At 44.2% G+C, this 18,016-nt stretch carries 14 protein-coding genes and 1 tRNA gene; 3 read left to right on the forward strand and 12 right to left on the reverse strand.

The features are described 5' to 3' along the window. Positions 1–118: 118 nt before the first annotated feature. The 6 genes from AMBT_RS15580 to purE form a co-directional block, all read right to left on the reverse strand. Positions 119–1,252 (reverse strand): PQQ-dependent sugar dehydrogenase, encoded by a 1,134-nt coding sequence (locus tag AMBT_RS15580; RefSeq protein WP_013785597.1) that lies wholly within the window; start codon positions 1,250–1,252, stop codon positions 119–121. A gap of 29 nt (positions 1,253–1,281) precedes the next feature. Further along, complete coding sequence (locus AMBT_RS15585) at positions 1,282–1,755, reverse strand: Dps family protein (RefSeq protein WP_013785598.1); 474 nt, start codon at positions 1,753–1,755, stop codon at positions 1,282–1,284. Positions 1,756–1,894: 139 nt separating this feature from the next. After that, on the reverse strand, positions 1,895–2,380 hold the full coding sequence (locus AMBT_RS15590; protein WP_013785599.1) for a copper chaperone PCu(A)C: 486 nt from the start codon (positions 2,378–2,380) through the stop codon (positions 1,895–1,897). Between the two features lie 198 nt (positions 2,381–2,578). Next, positions 2,579–2,654: transfer RNA gene (locus AMBT_RS15595), tRNA-Thr, on the reverse strand. 61 nt (positions 2,655–2,715) lie between these two features. Then, positions 2,716–3,852, reverse strand: coding sequence for a 5-(carboxyamino)imidazole ribonucleotide synthase (locus AMBT_RS15600; protein ID WP_013785600.1), 1,137 nt, complete (start codon positions 3,850–3,852; stop codon positions 2,716–2,718). Continuing rightward, entirely contained in the window at positions 3,849–4,343 is a 495-nt protein-coding gene (purE, locus tag AMBT_RS15605; protein WP_013785601.1) for a 5-(carboxyamino)imidazole ribonucleotide mutase, read from the reverse strand. Before purE ends, AMBT_RS15600 begins: the two co-directional genes overlap by 4 nt. A 241-nt stretch (positions 4,344–4,584) precedes the next feature. On the opposite strand from purE, the gene nhaA reads away from it, so the two are divergent. Further along, a complete protein-coding gene (nhaA, locus tag AMBT_RS15610; RefSeq protein ID WP_013785602.1) occupies positions 4,585–5,862 on the forward strand; it encodes a Na+/H+ antiporter NhaA in 1,278 nt (425 codons plus the stop codon). On the opposite strand, the gene AMBT_RS15615 is transcribed toward nhaA, so the two are convergent. From AMBT_RS15615 to trxA, 4 genes are all read right to left on the reverse strand, one after another. Then, positions 5,824–8,637, reverse strand: a complete 2,814-nt coding sequence (locus AMBT_RS15615; protein ID WP_148259115.1) for a hybrid sensor histidine kinase/response regulator — start codon at positions 8,635–8,637, stop codon at positions 5,824–5,826. The two genes, nhaA and AMBT_RS15615, sit on opposite strands and share 39 nt — an antisense overlap. Positions 8,638–8,661: 24 nt before the next feature. Beyond that, complete coding sequence (locus AMBT_RS15620) at positions 8,662–9,951, reverse strand: amidohydrolase (RefSeq protein ID WP_013785604.1); 1,290 nt, start codon at positions 9,949–9,951, stop codon at positions 8,662–8,664. A gap of 210 nt (positions 9,952–10,161) precedes the next feature. Then, positions 10,162–11,427 carry a transcription termination factor Rho gene (gene rho, locus AMBT_RS15625; RefSeq protein WP_013785605.1) on the reverse strand — a complete coding sequence of 422 codons (1,266 nt, stop codon included), beginning with the start codon at positions 11,425–11,427 and terminating at the stop codon, positions 10,162–10,164. A gap of 279 nt (positions 11,428–11,706) precedes the next feature. After that, positions 11,707–12,033 (reverse strand): thioredoxin TrxA, encoded by a 327-nt coding sequence (trxA, locus tag AMBT_RS15630; RefSeq protein ID WP_013785606.1) that lies wholly within the window; start codon positions 12,031–12,033, stop codon positions 11,707–11,709. A 100-nt stretch (positions 12,034–12,133) separates the two neighbouring features. Here trxA and rhlB point away from each other — a divergent pair, with 100 nt between their 5' ends. Together rhlB and AMBT_RS15640 are read left to right on the forward strand one after the other, a co-directional pair. After that, positions 12,134–13,441, forward strand: coding sequence for an ATP-dependent RNA helicase RhlB (gene rhlB, locus AMBT_RS15635; RefSeq protein ID WP_013785607.1), 1,308 nt, complete (start codon positions 12,134–12,136; stop codon positions 13,439–13,441). Positions 13,442–13,454: 13 nt separating this feature from the next. Further along, complete coding sequence (locus tag AMBT_RS15640) at positions 13,455–14,966, forward strand: Ppx/GppA phosphatase family protein (protein ID WP_041452596.1); 1,512 nt, start codon at positions 13,455–13,457, stop codon at positions 14,964–14,966. A gap of 145 nt (positions 14,967–15,111) precedes the next feature. Here AMBT_RS15640 and hemB read toward each other — a convergent pair whose 3' ends face one another. Then, positions 15,112–16,110, reverse strand: a complete 999-nt coding sequence (hemB, locus tag AMBT_RS15645) for a porphobilinogen synthase (protein ID WP_013785609.1) — start codon at positions 16,108–16,110, stop codon at positions 15,112–15,114. Positions 16,111–16,113: 3 nt separating this feature from the next. Then, on the reverse strand, positions 16,114–18,015 hold the full coding sequence (locus AMBT_RS15650; RefSeq protein WP_041453060.1) for a sensor domain-containing diguanylate cyclase: 1,902 nt from the start codon (positions 18,013–18,015) through the stop codon (positions 16,114–16,116). Between the last annotated feature and the right edge of the window lies 1 nt (position 18,016).

The raw sequence follows: 18,016 nt of genomic DNA on the forward strand, positions 1-18,016 counted from the left end.
AAGAAACAAAAAAGCCAGACGCACACAGTGAAGTGACACCCAGTACGCTGGCTTTTGAAATTTTAGTCTCAGTATCTAGCCGTTTTCAACACGGCAGAAATAAGGCTACGCCACTCATTTACTTAGCAGGGGTAAGCTTTAACACTTTGCCGTTGGTGGCATCGGTTAGTAAATAGATAGCGCCGTTAGGTCCAACTTCTACATCACGAATACGGGCTTGGTTATCACGCACATATTCATGCTGCTCACCAGGCTTACCGCCATCCATCTCGATACGTCGTAAGTGAGTGAACTTTAACGAGCCTACTAACAAATCTCCGTTCCACTGTGGAAACAAGTCACCTTGGTAGAAGGTCATACCGCTTGGTGCAATAGAAGGGTCCCAGTAAAGTACTGGTTGTTCCATGCCATCCATATGCGTTTTATCACTGATAATGTCGCCGCTGTAATCAATACCATAGGTAATGACGGGCCAACCGTAGTTTGCACCTTTCGACAGCAAGTTAACTTCATCACCGCCCTTTGGCCCGTGTTCCATTGCCCATACTTCACCCGTTTCTGGGTGAATGGTAATGCCTTGAACATTTCGATGGCCGTAACTATAAATTTCAGGCGCTTTACCGTCAGTAAAAGGGTTATCGCTAGGCACACTGCCATCGCGGTTAATTCGCACAATAGTACCGAAATGGTTATCGGTATTTTGCGCTTCCTTCATATATTTATAACGGTCGCCCAAGGTGATAAACAATTGCTTGTTCGCATCAAACGCTAAGCGACAACCAAAATGAAAGCCATTATCAATAAGTGGCGCGGCACTAAAGATAGTTTCTACATTTGCCAGCGCGTTACCACTTAGTGTTGCTTTGGCAACGCTACTGCTGCTTCCGCCTTCACCCGGCTGGCTAAAACAAAAGTAAACCGTGTTATTAGCTTCAAACTCAGGGTCGATAGCAATATCTAACATACCGCCTTGATTATTCGCTTCTACCTCAGGCACATTTGATAAGCGCGGCGATAGTTCACCGGATTGACTTAGGCGCCTAATACCCCCCTCTCGCTCGGTAATCAGCATGTCGCCGTTAGGGAGGAAGGTCATCCCCCAAGGGTGAACTAATCCTTGTGCTAATTCAGTAACGACAAGGTTTTCATCTGTTGGTGTTTTAGCATCTGCTTGTTGCGAAAACGCTGGCTGAGTTGCCCCAGCCAGCGTTAATGTACAAACAGACAGCACGTTTATCATAGTGCGTGTCATAATTTATCCGCCGTGAAGTATATTCCGGCTTATTTTGCCAACATTGCGCGAAGCATCCAAGCAGACTTTTCGTGAACGCGCATACGGTCGCCAATCAATGCAGCAGAAGATTCATCATCTGCGTCTTGCGCTAACTTAAGTGAATCACGTGATGTTTTAACCACTTGCTCATGACCATGGGTAAGTAACGCCACCATTTCTGATGCTTCAGGTACACCTTCCACTTCATCAATTGCACTTAATTCCGCGAATGATTTGTAAGTACCTGGCGCTGAAACACCCAGTGTACGAATACGTTCAGCAATTTCATCTACGGCTTCTGCAAGCTCTGTGTATTGCTCTTCGAACATCAAATGTAGTTGTCTAAATTGTGGACCTTCTACATTCCAATGGAAGTTATGGGTTTGTAGGTAAAGCGTGTAAGAATCTGCTAATAGTTTTTTAAGGCCTTCAGCCACTGCATTACGATCTTCTTCTGAAATGCCGATATCAATCTTGCTCATATATCTCTCCTTGGGTTAGCAACTAATTCACTAATTTAGAATTGGAAATACCATTCAAATGTTACCTTAATGATACTCTAAGAATATTGATTTGGATTATAATTTTAACGATTGTACACATCTACTTTGACGATTCACTTCAGTGATGATGCTGATGGCCTGCATCTTTACCCATTCCTTTAACCGGTAATTCAACGGTGTAGTCAGCGGCGGAATCAAAAGACAAGGTCAATGACACACTGCTTCCTTCAACCAGTCCTTTTTCTAATCCCAACAACATCACGTGATACCCGCCAGGCGCAAAAGAAAGCGAGTCATTTGGCGCTATGACTATTCCTTCTTTTACTTCTCGCATACGCATCATGTCATCATTCATTTCGGTGGTATGAATTTGCGCGTCGCTGGCAATATCACTGCTGACCGTAACGCCCGTTATTTTAGTCGGTGTTTCGCTTTGATTATGCAAAGTGAAATAAAGTGCTGCAGATTGTGCCATTGGAAACGTAGCGCGGGCGTAACCGTCACTAATAGAAATAGGGTGCGTTGCTTGAACACTGCACGCCGACAGCGCAAACATAAACAGGGCGAGTAACTTAAAGGGTAAAGAATGAGTAATAGGTGTCATACCGCTGCTTCCAAAAAAAGTTGGCTGCTAGTGTACGGTAGGTTTATTCAATAAAGAAGAGAATATAGAAAATCTGGAGATGTATCCCGAAAGGGAAAACTATAACAACGAAGCTAACCTAGAAAACGCTAGGTCAAAACATTGTATGAAGGCCTTAATGTGAAAGACCATAACGTGAAAGACCCTACTGTGAGAGAATGGTGCCGACTGCCGGAATCGAACTGGCGACCTACTGATTACAAGTCAGTTGCTCTACCAACTGAGCTAAGTCGGCACACTTTTCACACCCGCTGGGTTAACAGCGGATGCGTATAATAGCCACAATTAAAAGGTTGTCAACCTTTTAAACGTTTTGCCTCGCCAATCAGTTTCGGAAAGTACTCTAATGGCAAATATTGACTCAAATCGTGTAATTTTTCGCCCAATTTTGTGTAGCTGTCAGTAGTCACATTAATATGACCCATCTTGCGTTTTTCGCGCACCGACTTTCCATACCAGTGCAGATGACTGCCATCAATACTCAAAAGTTCTCTTGAGAAACTGCTGCAGCCAATAATATTAATCATTGCGCTTGGGCCAATAGCCGATGTGTCACCCAAAGGTAAACCACAAATGGCACGAAGATGATTTTCAAATTGACTGGTTACTGCTCCCGATTGACTCCAATGACCAGAATTATGCACTCTTGGCGCAAGTTCATTAACCAAGAGTTCATCACCACACTGAAATAATTCCACCGCTAACACGCCGACATAGTCCATGCCTTCAGCCAGTTTCACGAAAATATCGTGCGCTTTGGCTTGAAGTGCATCGTCCACGTGGGTAGCAGGGGCAACCGACACATGAAGTTGGCCTTGATAATGTAAGTTTTCAGCAAGCGGGTAAGTGCGTACATCACCCTGCTTATTGCGTACCCCAATTAATGAAAGCTCACGTTCAAAAGGCACCATCTTCTCTACCACAAGAGGCACTTTCTCTAAATTTAAGGTAGCTAAAGCCCGTTTAAGTTCAGGCAACTCTTCTTTATTGGCTAATCGCCATTGACCGTAACCATCGTAGCCATCACGACTGGATTTTAGAATGAGTTTTTCACCAAGCGTTTCAATGCATTCATCAAGCTGTTCTAGGTGAGTAACAATGCGGTGCGCACTGTTAGCGACCTTCATGCCCTCAAGCAATGCTTTCTCTCGCACTCTATCGGCACCGACTAAAATGCTTTCAATGCTGGGCATTAACTTACCCGTTTTAGTAGCTTCTTCAAGCAGGTGCTCTGGCACGTGCTCAAATTCAACCGTGAGTGCATCAGCACCTTCTAAGGCTTGATCTAAGGAAGTATCTAAAGGGCTTTTACTTACAGGGTGCACGACAGTATCGTTGTTTACGTCGACAGCCTGCACTTCAATGCCAAGCGGACTGCCCGCCAAATACATCATTTGCGCCAATTGGCCTGCACCGTAAACGACTACTCTCATTCGTCAAGCTCCAAAGTATTGCTAGAAGCCAATACTGTTTCAGTCTGCTGCTTTCGAAAGGCAATAACCGCATCGCGCACATTCGTATCTTGCAATGCCACCACTTGCGCTGCTAGCAAACCTGCATTGGCTGCACCCGCTTCGCCGATGGCTAATGTGCCAACCGCAACGCCTTTGGGCATTTGTACAATTGATAACAGGGAATCAAGACCACTTAATGCTTTAGACTTTACTGGACAACCGAATACTGGCAAGTGCGTGTGCGCAGCAATCATTCCCGGTAAGTGTGCTGCACCACCTGCGCCAGCAATAATGGCACTAAAGCCTTCATCTGCTGCCCCTTCGGCAAATTCAACCAACAAGTTTGGCGTTCTGTGTGCTGACACCACTTTTGCGTCGAATTCAACACCAAACGACTTCAGCATTTTTGCTGCTTGTTGCATGGTGGGCCAGTCTGAGGTTGAGCCCATAACTATTGCGACTTTTGCCATCTAGAAATCCTCTGAGATAGGTAAATTGGATAACCGGAAAAGCCCGCGATTGTAGCCTAAATCGCCAACAAATCCCACATATTAGCCGTAAGTGATCTGGCAAGGCCTTCATTTTCGTAAAACCCCTATATAATTACAAATAGTTAATCCTTCCAGTGCCACTTGGTATTCTTTATGACTACCTTTTTCACTTGGCTGGTTGTCGGCCTTCATAAGGCTAAGGTAAACAGAGGTATCGATAATGTCGAAAGCACATCAAACAGACGTAATTGATGACGCAATTAAAGAAGTACAGGTTGTAGTATCAGATTTTCTCAATCGAGAAGCCGCGCCTGGCATTTTACTGATGATTGCTACTGTACTGGCACTTATCATTGCTAACTCCCCTCTTAATCACCTATACGACCAATTAATTAGCCTTCCAGTGCAAATTTCAGCGGGCACGTGGGCAATTGATAAACCCTTATTGTTATGGATTAACGACGGCTTTATGGCCGTTTTCTTCTTTCATGTTGGATTAGAGTTAAAACGTGAAATATGTGAAGGCGAGTTATCAAATCCTAAAGACATTGTTTTACCTGCCACCGGTGCGATTGGTGGCATGCTTTTACCTGCTCTGATTTACGTAGGCATTAACTGGGATAACCCTGTGGCCATTGCCGGTTGGGCAATTCCAGCGGCAACCGACATTGCCTTTGCATTGGGTATTTTGGCGTTATTAGGAAGTCGAGTACCCACTAGCCTTAAGATTTTCTTAGTCACCTTAGCCATTATTGATGATATTGGCGCTATTGTGATAATTGCGCTTTTCTATACTAACCACATCACTATGGGGGCGCTGTTAGTGGCAGCGGCGTGCTTACTGCTGTTGTGGCAAATGAACAGACGAAATGTAGTGGATATTCCCGCCTATATGATGGTAGGTATTATATTGTGGGTAGCCATGCTCAAATCTGGGGTGCATGCTACGCTAGCAGGTGTGATATTAGCGGCTTTTATCCCTATGCGAGACAGTAGGGATGAAACCTATTCACCGGTTACGCGCTTAGAACATAGCTTGAATAGCACGGTAAGTTTCGCCATTTTACCCCTTTTTGCTTTCGCTAATGCAGGAATAAGCTTCGGTAATATTAGCCCCGAGGGTATTTTCCACCCCGTTACTTTTGGCATATTTTTAGGCCTAGTACTCGGTAAGCAGGTTGGTGTATTTGGTTTTTGTTATCTGATGATTAAACTCAAGCTAGCGACCTTGCCTGATGACCTTAACTTAAAACATATTTACGGTTGTGCCCTGCTGTGTGGTGTGGGCTTTACCATGAGCTTATTTATTGGTGGTTTGGCTTTTGAAGAAACCGGTATTAATCAGATTTTTGATGAGCGAGTAGGTATTTTGGCCGGGTCAGTTGTATCAGCAATCTTGGGTTACATTGTATTGTATTTCGTAGGCAATAAACCGGTTAACAATGAAGGTAAGATAGCCTCAAACGCGAGCAAGCTCACGGGCAATACTGTCGATTAATACCTGCTTCCTAATTGGCTTGCTTAAATGTGCATTCATACCCGCGGCTAAACATGCCGCTTTATCATCTGCATAAGCATTTGCCGTTAGTGCGATAATGATTACTTTGTCTTTATTTTTAGCTTGTTGCCGAATGTGTTTCGAGGCAGTCAGCCCGTCCATAACGGGCATTTGGTAATCCATCAAAATGACATCAAACGCATGACGCTTTGCGGCTTCAATCGCTTCCATACCGTTTTTAGCCCTGAAGCGCTTAACGCCAACAGAGCCAAGCATATCCATTACAATATCGGCATTTACATCGTTGTCTTCAGCAAGCAATACCCGTAATGTACTTGGTAAAGACTGTATTTTTAAATTGGAGGAAGCTTCTTGCGCTTCGCCTTTCTCACACGGAAAACTAAAACAAAACGTGGTTCCCGTGCCTTCATTGCTGTCAACTGAAATACTGCCACCAAGTAGCTCCACTAAGCCCTTTGTGATGGCTAAGCCCAATCCAGTTCCACCATAATCACGGGTTATAGTGGCATCTGCCTGTTCAAATTGATCGAATATACTCTCTATTTTTTTTGCAGATATGCCAATGCCCGAATCAATAACCGAACAAGAGAGCTCGCCTTGTCTGTATTTGGCCTCAACCAAAATGGTGCCTTGGTGAGTAAACTTAATTGCATTACTGACCAGGTTATTAATGATTTGACTAAGCTTACCACCATCAGTAATGACCGCTTTTGGCACACTTTCATCAATATTAACGTTAATCGAAATGCCCTTCTTACTAGCACTTCGCTCATATAGCACACTACATGCATCGATAGTTTGCGCGACGGAAACACTACGCTTATCTAGCAACATTTTACCAGATTCAATTTTTGACCAATCTAAGATGCTATCAAGGATCATTAATAGGTAGCTGGCAGAAGTCGAAATCGTTTCCGTTCTATGACGTGCCCCGTCAGGTAAGGGTAACTCCATCATTAATTCACACGATCCAATAATGCCGTTCATTGGAGTACGTATTTCATGGCTCATATTGGCTAAAAATTGGGTTTTAGCCACGCTTGCCGCTTTTGCTTCTTCAAGCGCCTTAGCTAAATGTCGCGTTTTCTCTTCTATCTTATTTTCTAAGCTATGGTTGAACTCAGCAAGCTCTACGTTCAACGTTTGTTCTTTGACGCGGGCAAATTCAAGGGCTTTAAATGCATCAACTAGGTGCCCTTCCAAGCTGCTGAACTCGTCATTAAGTGAAGCGAGTTCCTGTATATGCAACGTACTCCCCACCAAGTTAGGCTCTCTACGCACTTCTGAGGGCGTAAAATTGGCAATATAACGTATAAGCCCGCGAATAGGAGACTCAATCATTCGTGCCACCACAGAGCCCATGAATGTACCAAATACAGACAAGACAAGTAGCAACAATAAATCAGTCAACAAATACTCACTCATTAGCAACAACAAACGTCGATAATCGTAATAATAGCTAACCTGCCAATTTGCAGTGGGCAGCTGCCCCTGCAGCCTCAACCACTGCTTGTTAAGCGGTCCGTCTTCAATTTTTATATCACACTCACCTTCGCACAAATACGAAGGTGCTTTGTTCAGTGGTTTTAAGCCTAGCTCTGATGATGCGTAAATAACCTCGCCTTTTGCATCTTCGAGCAAAAGCGAAAACCCATCGAGATTAAGGGCATCTACTGAAGAGAAGCTGCGTAAAGATAATGAGCCCTCCACGATACCAATAGGCACGCCATACTCATTTATAATAGGTGAAGACATGGCAACAATAGCATCGTTTCCAAACCCTTGGCCTTGAAAAACATTAGACAGGTATGGCCCGCTTGTTTCCATTGCCCGGGAAAAATAAGGCCGGTAAGCCACATTTGCAGCCCCAGCTGCCTGTGCTTTATTTAGCAGCCCAGGTGGGTAGGAATGGGTTATATTCCCACTTTCATCAGCCACTAAGAAAGTGATGAATTCAGGATAGTGCGCGGCTAAAACTGAAAGTTGATTGTTGCTAGCCTCTTCTAATTTTTCAATTGCATAGGGCGTAGACAGTGACTGCGAGGCAACAGCTATCGCTTTTTGGTGTTGCCCAATAAAATCGGACAACTGTTGCTCTAATACCGCAACGCGTTGTTGCATGTAGCGAATGATTTGTGCTTCTTGATCGTCTTGATAAAGTGCCACAGATAAATACACCACCGCCATGGAGGCGGCAAAAAAACAACCTGAGAAGAAATAACTGAACAGGAAATGCAGTGAAACTTTTTCTTTTGAACCTGTATTAGTGTGTTTAAGCCCTTTATTCGCAAGAAAAACAAAATGCCCAGAGATAAGCCCAAACACGCCGCTTACCCAAGTAACAAGCACGCCAGAAAACATCATCGTTGGCTGGTCGGCTTCGTAAAGCGCGTGCTCTAATAATAAAATGGGGAGGAAAATAAGTGACCAAAAACCAGCACCAACTTTAATGACTCGGCTCAGGGATTTTTTATATCCAAATAAACTTACTACGATAGGCAGTAAAGACAGGCTTTCTTTACCCACAATACTGCTGTGAGTTAGCCATAAGGGGACGCAGATAATTAACGCAATAGGGATTGCGACTATAGGAGGGAAGCGTAGTGCGGCGTATACGCCAACCCCTACCCCGAATACAGCGATACCGCTGCTATCAAATGGCGGAGGCACTGCATTTAATGCAATACCTACAACCACTACAAGTAACAGGTGTAATACCAGAGATAACGACCACCGATGTTTATCGTACAACAACGCCCCCCACTGGCATCACCATGATTAATGTTGCGCCATGTAATCTAACGTAAAGTTAGTCAGTAGTTTCACGCCTAACTTCATACCCGAATCGTCTACGTAAAATTCAGGTGTGTGGTGAGCAGGGCTATCTTGCTCGGAAACATCTAGAGGCTTACCACCTACCCACACGTACAAACCTGGTACTTTTTCTTGGAAAAAGGAAAAGTCTTCAGCACCGGTAACCGGCTTTGAAACGATGGCATTTTCAGCCCCTGCGGTACGTTGTATGGTTGGCACCATGGCTTGCGTAAGTGCGGGATCGTTATAGGTAATGGGGTAGTAGTAATCTAAAGGAAGCGTAAGTTCGGCTTTTGCGCCCATGCTCTCGGCGATAGCGTTCACTTTACGTGGAAGCGATTCGTAAATGTGTTCACGGGCCGCTTTATTTAGTGTGCGAATGGTGCCTACCATCTCCACTTCATTGGGAATAATGTTAGAGCGGTTTCCACCATGAATTGAACCAATAGACACCACTGCTGCATCGTCAATAAGCTTAAGTTCACGGCTAACAATGGTTTGAATAGACATGATCATTTGCGCCGCAGTGACCACTGGGTCGACACTTTTCCACGGGTATGCGCCGTGGGCTTGCTTACCATGAATAACAATTTTGAACGGGTCTACCGCAGCCATGGTGCCACCAGAATTGTAGCGCACTGTGCCTACATCAGTGTTCGAACTAATATGTAACCCGAAGATAACGTCTACATCAGGGTTTTTAAGTACCCCTTGTTTAACCATGACTTCAGCACCGCCGGTTTCACCAGCAGGTGCGCCTTCTTCAGCAGGTTGAAAGATAAACTTCACTTTACCTTTAAATTCGCCTTTAATACTGGTCAGTATTTTTGCCGCCCCCATTAGCATGGCCATGTGCGTATCGTGTCCACATGCATGCATAACAGGCACTTCTTGGCCGTTATATTCACCCATTTGCGTAGAACGGTAGGACAAATCACCCTGTTCTTTAACCGGTAAGCCGTCCATATCTGCACGAAGTGCAACTACAGGGCCTGGTTTGCCGCTATCGAGTATTGCAACTACGCCAGTGCTGGCCACACCCGTTTCAACTTCTAGGCCTAGCGATGTTAGGTAGTTTGCTACGTATTTTGCAGTGTTAAATTCGCGATTAGAAAGCTCAGGGAATTCGTGAAAGTGGTGGCGCCATTCAATAACGTCTGCTTCTACTTCCGTAGCCAATGCATCAACATCGACTTGTGCAAAGGCAAAAGTGGCAAAACTTGCCATTGCGAGCGAGATTAACTTTCGATACATAACATCTATTCCGTTGTAGAGTAAAACGCCAGAATAAACTATCTGGTAGCTAAATAACACGAGTACCAATTGCGGTGTGGCTTTTAAAAATAACTTATTTAATGGGCAGTGAACATTAGACAGAAGTATAATAAGAATTACTTCGATTAAGTGGGTGTGAAATTCGGACACAAAAAAAGCGCCCTTAGGCGCTTTTTCTATAAAAACGGGTTAGCTCTTTTGACGCTTCATGGCGTTGAAGAACTCATCGTTAGTCTTAGTCATAGCGAGCTTATTAATAAGGAACTCTATGGCATCAATCTCTGACATCTCGTGCACAATTTTACGTAAGATCCACATTTTCTGCAGTTCTTCTTGTGACGTTAATAGCTCTTCGCGACGAGTACCTGAACGGTTGAAGTCGATAGCTGGGAATACACGCTTTTCAGCAATCTTACGATTTAAGTGTAATTCCATGTTACCGGTACCTTTAAACTCTTCATAGATAACCTCATCCATTTTAGAGCCAGTATCGATAAGTGCTGTTGCGATAATGGTTAAGCTACCGCCTTCTTCAACGTTACGTGCAGCACCAAAGAAACGCTTAGGCTTATGCAGTGCATTGGCATCAACACCACCGGTAAGTACTTTACCTGATGATGGGATAACCGTGTTGTAAGCACGTGCTAAACGCGTAATTGAATCAAGCAAGATAACCACATCTTTTTTGTGCTCAACTAAGCGCTTCGCTTTTTCGATAACCATTTCAGCTACCTGAACGTGACGGCTTGCAGGTTCATCGAACGTTGAAGCAACCACTTCACCTTGTACAAGGCGATGCATTTCAGTTACTTCTTCTGGACGTTCATCGATAAGCAATACCATCAATTCACATTCTGGGTGATTAGCTGCGATAGACTGGGCAATATTTTGCAGTAGTAATGTTTTACCTGCTTTTGGCGGCGCAACAATAAGACCACGCTGGCCTCTACCGATTGGTGACGCTAAATCAAGTACACGAGCCGTGATATCTTCGGTTGAGCCATTACCACGCTCCATACGCAAGCGGTCGTTTGCGTGTAGAGGTGTAAGGTTTTCAAATAAAATTTTGTTTCGTGAGTTCTCTGGTTTATCAAAGTTTACTTCACGAATTTTAAGTAATGCGAAATAACGCTCACTGTCTTTCGGAGGACGAATTTTTCCTGCGATAGTGTCGCCAGTTCGTAAGTTAAATCGACGAATTTGGCTTGGTGATACATAAATATCATCAGGCCCTGCTAAATACGAAGAGTCTGCTGACCGCAAGAAACCAAAACCGTCCTGTAAAATTTCCAGAACCCCGTCACCGAAAATATCTTCGCCGCCTTTCGCATGCGATTTCAGTATCGAGAATATGATGTCTTGTTTTCTAGCGCGAGCCATATTTTCCAGGCCCATTTCTTCGGACATGGCGACTAATTCGCTAATCGGTTTGTTCTTTAATTCTGTTAAATTCATACTGGTGGGTCTTTGTGCTTGGGGTTTGCTTACAGGACTGGTAGTCACTCTGTTCTAATTTTTGAATTGATTATGCCTGAATAGAGGCTAAGCAGAATGCTGCTCGGGTGAGCGCTAAGGAAAAGTTAGCACTAAAATTAATCAACGTCCAGCGTTTTACTCGTCAATTGTTAAATAACTTGTATTCACACTGTTATAGGCGTTGTAACTGCTTATTTTCATCGGTAAATAAAAAACCGGCAGCTCGGCCACCGGTTTTTTCTGTACGACTCTAATTTACTAAAGGTTTTCGTTTAAGAACTCAGCTAGCTGAGTTTTAGATAACGCACCTACTTTCGTTGCCGCCACGTTACCATTTTTGAAAAGTAGTAATGTAGGAATACCACGAATACCATATTTAGGTGGAGTTTCGTTATTTTCATCGACATTCAACTTGCCAACTGTTAACTTGCCTTCAAACTCGTTCGCAACTTCTTCTAAGATTGGCGCGATCATTTTACAGGGGCCACACCATTCGGCCCAAAAGTCAACCAGTACAGGACCTTCAGCATTGATAACATCTGCTTCGAATTTATCGTCAGATAACTGGATAATTTTGTCGCTCATTCTTTTCTCCATTTTTGGTCGGTCGCTGATTTGTTTCAGCTCTACCCATAAGTGTTATATAGAAACCGTTTTTAATGCAAGCACTGATAAGCTATAAGCTATGCCTACTCACTTAACTGATACTCATTTTTCCGACCTGCCGATTAATAGCAAGGTTGTTGACGCCTTAACGGCGGCAAATTTTAATAATTGTACACCAATACAGGCGTTATCTCTGCCTCCGTTGCTTGAAGGCTTAGATATTGCCGGACAAGCTCAAACGGGTACAGGTAAAACCATTGCCTTCTTGGTAGCTACTTTTCATTATCTGCTAAGCAAAGCAGATAATGACGAGAACAGCAACTCAAAAGGACCTCGTGCCATCATAATGGCGCCAACGAGAGAGTTAGCCGTTCAGATTTTCAACGATGCCAAACTGCTCAGTGAGCATACCGGTTTGTCGCTTGGATTAATTTATGGGGGCGAAGGTTACCAAAGTCAACGTGAAACCCTTGAAGAAGGGGTAGATATCATTATTGGTACGACAGGACGCATTCTGGATTATTATAAACAGAACGTGTTTACCTTGAATAATATTCAAGTTGCCGTACTTGATGAAGCCGATCGCATGTTCGATTTAGGCTTTATTAAAGATATCCGCTTTTTGTTCCGTCGCTTACCGCCTGCTACAGAACGTCTAAGTATGCTGTTTTCAGCTACACTTAGTTATCGCGTTCAAGAACTCGCTTATGAGCACATGAACAACCCAACTCACGTTCAAGTTGCGCCAGAGCAAACGACGGCGACAAGGGTCTCGCAAGAGCTATTCTACCCTTCAGATGATGACAAGATGCTGCTGCTTCTTTCGCTATTTGAAGAAGAATGGCCCGATAAAGCTATTGTGTTTGCTAACACCAAATACAGCTGTGAGCGCGTGACCGACTGGCTTACCGCCGATGGCCACCGTGTGGGCTTGTTAAGCGGCGATGTACCACAGAAAAAACGCTTGGGTATTTTGGAAGACTTTACCAAAGGTAAGCTAGACATTTTAGTGGCTACGGATGTTGCCGCACGTGGCTTACATATTGATTCTGTCACCCATGTGTTTAACTACGACTTACCTGATGATGCAGAAGACTATGTTCACCGAATTGGTCGAACCGGTCGCGCTGGTCAAAGTGGAATAGCGATAAGTTTTGCGTGCGAAAAATACGCGATGAACTTGCCAGATATTGAAAAATATATTCAACATGCTATTCCTGTTACTGATTACGATGCGAGTGCTTTGCTTGATGATATAAATGCGCCTAAACCAAGACGCAGACGCACACCAAACACGAGAAACTCGTCTCGACGCGGCAACGGTAAAGGTCGTGGCAACAGCGGTGGAAATAGAGGTAAACCGTCTAACCGCGGAAACAGTAACTAACATTCGAGACAATATGCAGGCAGAACTTCAACACGACTCTGAAAGCTATGGCGAGTATTACGCCGCTGTAGACTTAGGCTCTAATAGCTTTCACATGGTCATTGTTCACGTAGTTAATGGTAGTGTTCAAATCATTGGCAAGGTGAAACAGAAAGTACGTTTAGCGGCAGGGTTAGATGATGACTTTGCACTAGATGAAATGAGCATGGAGCGTGGTTGGCAGTGCCTGCAAACCTTTTCCGAACGGTTACAAGATATTCCTCCCTCGAATATTAAGGTAGTGGCTACCGCTACCTTACGTCTTGCTACTAATGCCCAAGTGTTTATTGGGAAAGCCGAGCAAATTCTCAAGCATAAGCTCAACGTGATAAGCGGTGAGGAAGAAGCACGCCAGATTTATCTTGGCGTAGCCTATACCTCTGCGAATCAGGGTAATAGCTTAGTGATAGATATAGGCGGTGCCAGTACTGAAATTGTTATTGGCAACGACATGCAACCCATCCACTTAAAAAGTTTAGATATGGGCTGCGTGACCTTTATGGAACGCTATTTTGATGGCGGAAAGATCACTGCTGAAAACTTCGAAAAAGCCAAGCAAGCGGCGAAAGCATTACTTTTACCCGAAGCGGACGCCTTTCTTTGTTTTGATTGGGAAAATTGCTTAGGTGCCTCTGGTACACCACAGGCCATCACTGAAATATTGGTGGCACAAGGCATTAGCGATTCAATACGACTTGATTACCTTTATCACTTAGAAAAACAATGTGTTGAATGTGGTGAAATTAACCAGCTTAACATTGAAGGTTTAGAAGAGAATCGCAAGGCTATTTTTCCTTCTGGCTTAGCCATTTTAATTAGTTTATTTGAAGCCTTAGCTATTCAAAATATGAATATTTCTGGTGGCGCACTTCGTGAAGGGCTTATTTACGGCATGTTAGATAACATGCAGGAAAATGATCGTCGCCACCAAACGCTAAACCAGACGATGGCGCGTTACCATATCGATAAAGCCCAAGCGAATTCAGTTAAAAGTGTAGCAACCCAGCTGTGCTCGCAGTTATGTTCACAGCAAAATATTTGTCATCTTGATACCGAAGCTATTTTAGGTGCAGCGGCACTTCTCCATGAAACCGGCTTGCATATAGAGTATAAAAAGCATCATGAGCATGGCGCTTACATTCTGTCTTTTATTGACTTGCCTGGCTTCACACGCTTGCAGCGCGCGGCTATTCGCGACCTTGTTGCCCATCATCGTTTAACCATCCCCACTGATGCTTTTAGCAATTACCATGATGACTCACAACCTATGTTGTTGGGTTTACTCAGGCTATTGCGTATTTCTGTGGTGCTGTGTTTACGAAGACAAAATAAGCATATCCCCCATGTAGACTTAGTCTGCGAGGGTGATAAATGGGAAATCTCCTTCCCTGATGGCTGGTTGAAAGCTCACCCGTTGATTAACGCTGAATTGGCCAATGAAAGCTGGTTACAGCACAAAGCAGGCTGGGAACTCGTTTGTAAATAACCAGTGCAGCAAAGCAGCAAGAATAAAAAAAGGGATGCGACCTTAAGTCGCATCCCTTTTTTGTTTTTAGCAACTGGCCTGTTGGCCTATATGCTTTCCTCTTTGTTTCTCTATTCGCTTTTCTCTTTGCTTTTCTGTCGCTGCGCTAGTTACCGGCGAGAAGTGCCGCCGCTTTAGGTGCGAAGTAAGTAAGAATGCCGTCTGCGCCAGCGCGCTTGAAAGCCAATAAAGATTCTAGAATTACCGCCTCTTCGTTTAGCCAACCATTCGCAAATGCCGCTTGATGCATGGCATATTCGCCGCTGACTTGATACGCAAAGGTAGGTACCTTTAACTCGTCTTTGCAACGGCGCACAATGTCTAAATAGGGCATACCTGGCTTCACCATCACCATATCAGCACCTTCTTGCACGTCTAAGGCAATTTCGTGTATGGCTTCGTCGCTGTTGGCAGGATCCATTTGATAGGTTTTCTTATTACCGCCTTTTATGTTCGCTGAAGAGCCGACAGCGTCGCGAAATGGTCCATAATAAGCAGATGCGTATTTTGCTGAATACGCCATAATGCAGGTGTTAATAAACCCCTCGCGCTCAAGTGCATCACGAATAACCCCAATACGGCCATCCATCATGTCAGAAGGTGCCACAATGTCTGCGCCTGCTTCTGCATGTGACAATGCTTGTTTGACTAACACATCGATAGTCACATCATTCATCACGTAACCGGCCTCATCCACCAAGCCATCTTGCCCGTGAGACGTAAAGGGGTCTAATGCGATGTCAGACATTAACATCACATCTGGAAACTGTGCTTTTAATGCACGCATAGCCGTTTGTGCTAGGCCTTCTGGATTAAACGCTTCTTTGGCACACTCGGTTTTAAGTGACATGGGGGTAACGGGAAAAAGGGCTAGCGTACGAATACCAAGCGCTACCCATTTTGCCGTTTCTTCTAATAATAAATCGATAGATAGACGCTCTACCCCTGGCATTGAAGGCACTTCTTCACGCTGGCCAGTGCCAGGAAGAACGAATACAGGGTAAATAAGATCGTTGGTAGTAAGATGTTGCTCGGCAACTAAATCTCGCAGTGCATCTTTGGCACGAAGGCGTCGCATACGACGAGCCGGAAATGAAGCATTCATAAATTATCCTGAAATCGGTTTAAAGAGTACTTTGTTTCGTCCTGATTCTTTCGCAGCATAAAGCTGCTCATCAGCCAACCGAAGCAACGCCGCAGCATGATCTTCATCCGTGATAATACTGGTGGCCAGCCCTGCACTTATGGTTAGTTGTATTGCTTCTCCATCAAACATGATGGGAGATTTTTCGATACGATCGCGAATCGCTTCTACCACATGATAGGCGCCATCGCTGTCGGTATTCGGAAGAATAAGTGCAAATTCTTCCCCGCCTATTCGACATAAATCATCGGATAAACGAAGCAACATACCTTGAATAATGCCTGTTATATGAATAAGACAAGCATCTCCGCCAGCATGTCCGTATTTATCATTAATACGTTTAAAATGGTCAATATCGATGACTGCAATAGATAAAGGGGTTTGCTCGCGGCGACTCCGTCTGCCTTCTGATTTTAACTTTTTATCAAAGTGACGACGATTATTAATTCCAGTAAGCGGATCGATTGCCGTTAGGCGCTCTAGCTCTTGGTTAACTTCAGACAGCTCACGCAAGGTAATTTCAAGCTCTAACGTTCGCTCTTCGACTTTGTATTCTAAGTCATCTTGGTAACGCTTTTGCACTTCTAGTAAATCTTCTTTTGCCTTACTCGCCTGCTGCTCTTGTTCAAGGGCAAACGCTTGCGTGGTAATGAGTTCATCGTAACTGTGGCTATAATTGATTGCCAAAATAAGGGCTAAAATCACTGTTTCGACGGTGCCAGCGATAATAAGTAAATAACTCGTAGAAATACCTAAATTTATTATATTCACGCTATCTAGGCTAACAACAAAGCCGCTAACCAATAAAAATAGCCACGCCACAGAGAAGTATCGAGCAATAGCCACGCCTTTAAAAGATAGCCAACCACCTATGAACATTGCGACAAACACAATTATCGCCAACATGACTAAATACAGCTTTATCGCGAATGGGTAAGGCAGCAATGTACTCGTTAATATACAGACTCCAAATGCCCACGCTGCTACCTGGGATATTTTATCGACCAAAGGGCTAAATTCAGCAATAGGCAGTAAATGCCGGGAAAACAGTACGGCAAACAAAATCGTCGCATTACCAAAAATGAGTACCGCCTTACCCTGCAACCATACCTGCTCAGGCCATAAATAGGCATAGCCCAACCCCTGCAATGAAGCCAAGGTTAAGCCTAAGCTCAGTGCGTAGCCGGTATAGAATAAAAACGAGCGATTTTTGGTAGTAAAAAATAAGAAGATATTGCTTATGGCCATGGCACATAGGAAGCCGAAAAATAGCCCTAGCGCTAGATTTTGGCTTGCTGCGTATTCTATAAATTCTCTTTCTTCCCACACCGCGATGGGCATGCGAATAGTGCCGCTAGATTCAACGCGAACCACTACGGTTTGCGGTTTAGCACTTAAGGGCAAGGAAAAAAGCGGCGTATTATTTGCGATGGGACGTACATCAAAGGCGAGGTTATCTCCCGCTTGGTAACGCACAATGGCTGAACTTGATGACGGCGGGTAAACCGCAACTTCCACACTATCTAGCAAAGCATAGTCAATCTCGAAAAGGTAACTGACTGCGCGGGAACTATCAGGCGTGACAACAAAAGAGAACCAATGTACGTCGCTGCTCATTCCTAAATTAACTGGCGACACCGTTGGCGTCCACAGTGCTGGGGAGTTATCCGCGGTGTTATCAAGTACTGTTTCAAAAGTTAACCGTTCCTCGGGATCGCTAATAAAGGCTAGCTGAGAAATTCGGCTATTTGTGGTTCGCTCGGGCACTACACTTAGTGCAACAAACGCAAAAATCGATACCGCCACAACGGTAATAACGAAGAGATAAAGATCGTAGTTGCGAACCTCTTGACGATTTATGTGCATT

This window comes from Alteromonas naphthalenivorans, assembly GCF_000213655.1.
Classification (GTDB): domain Bacteria; phylum Pseudomonadota; class Gammaproteobacteria; order Enterobacterales; family Alteromonadaceae; genus Alteromonas; species Alteromonas naphthalenivorans.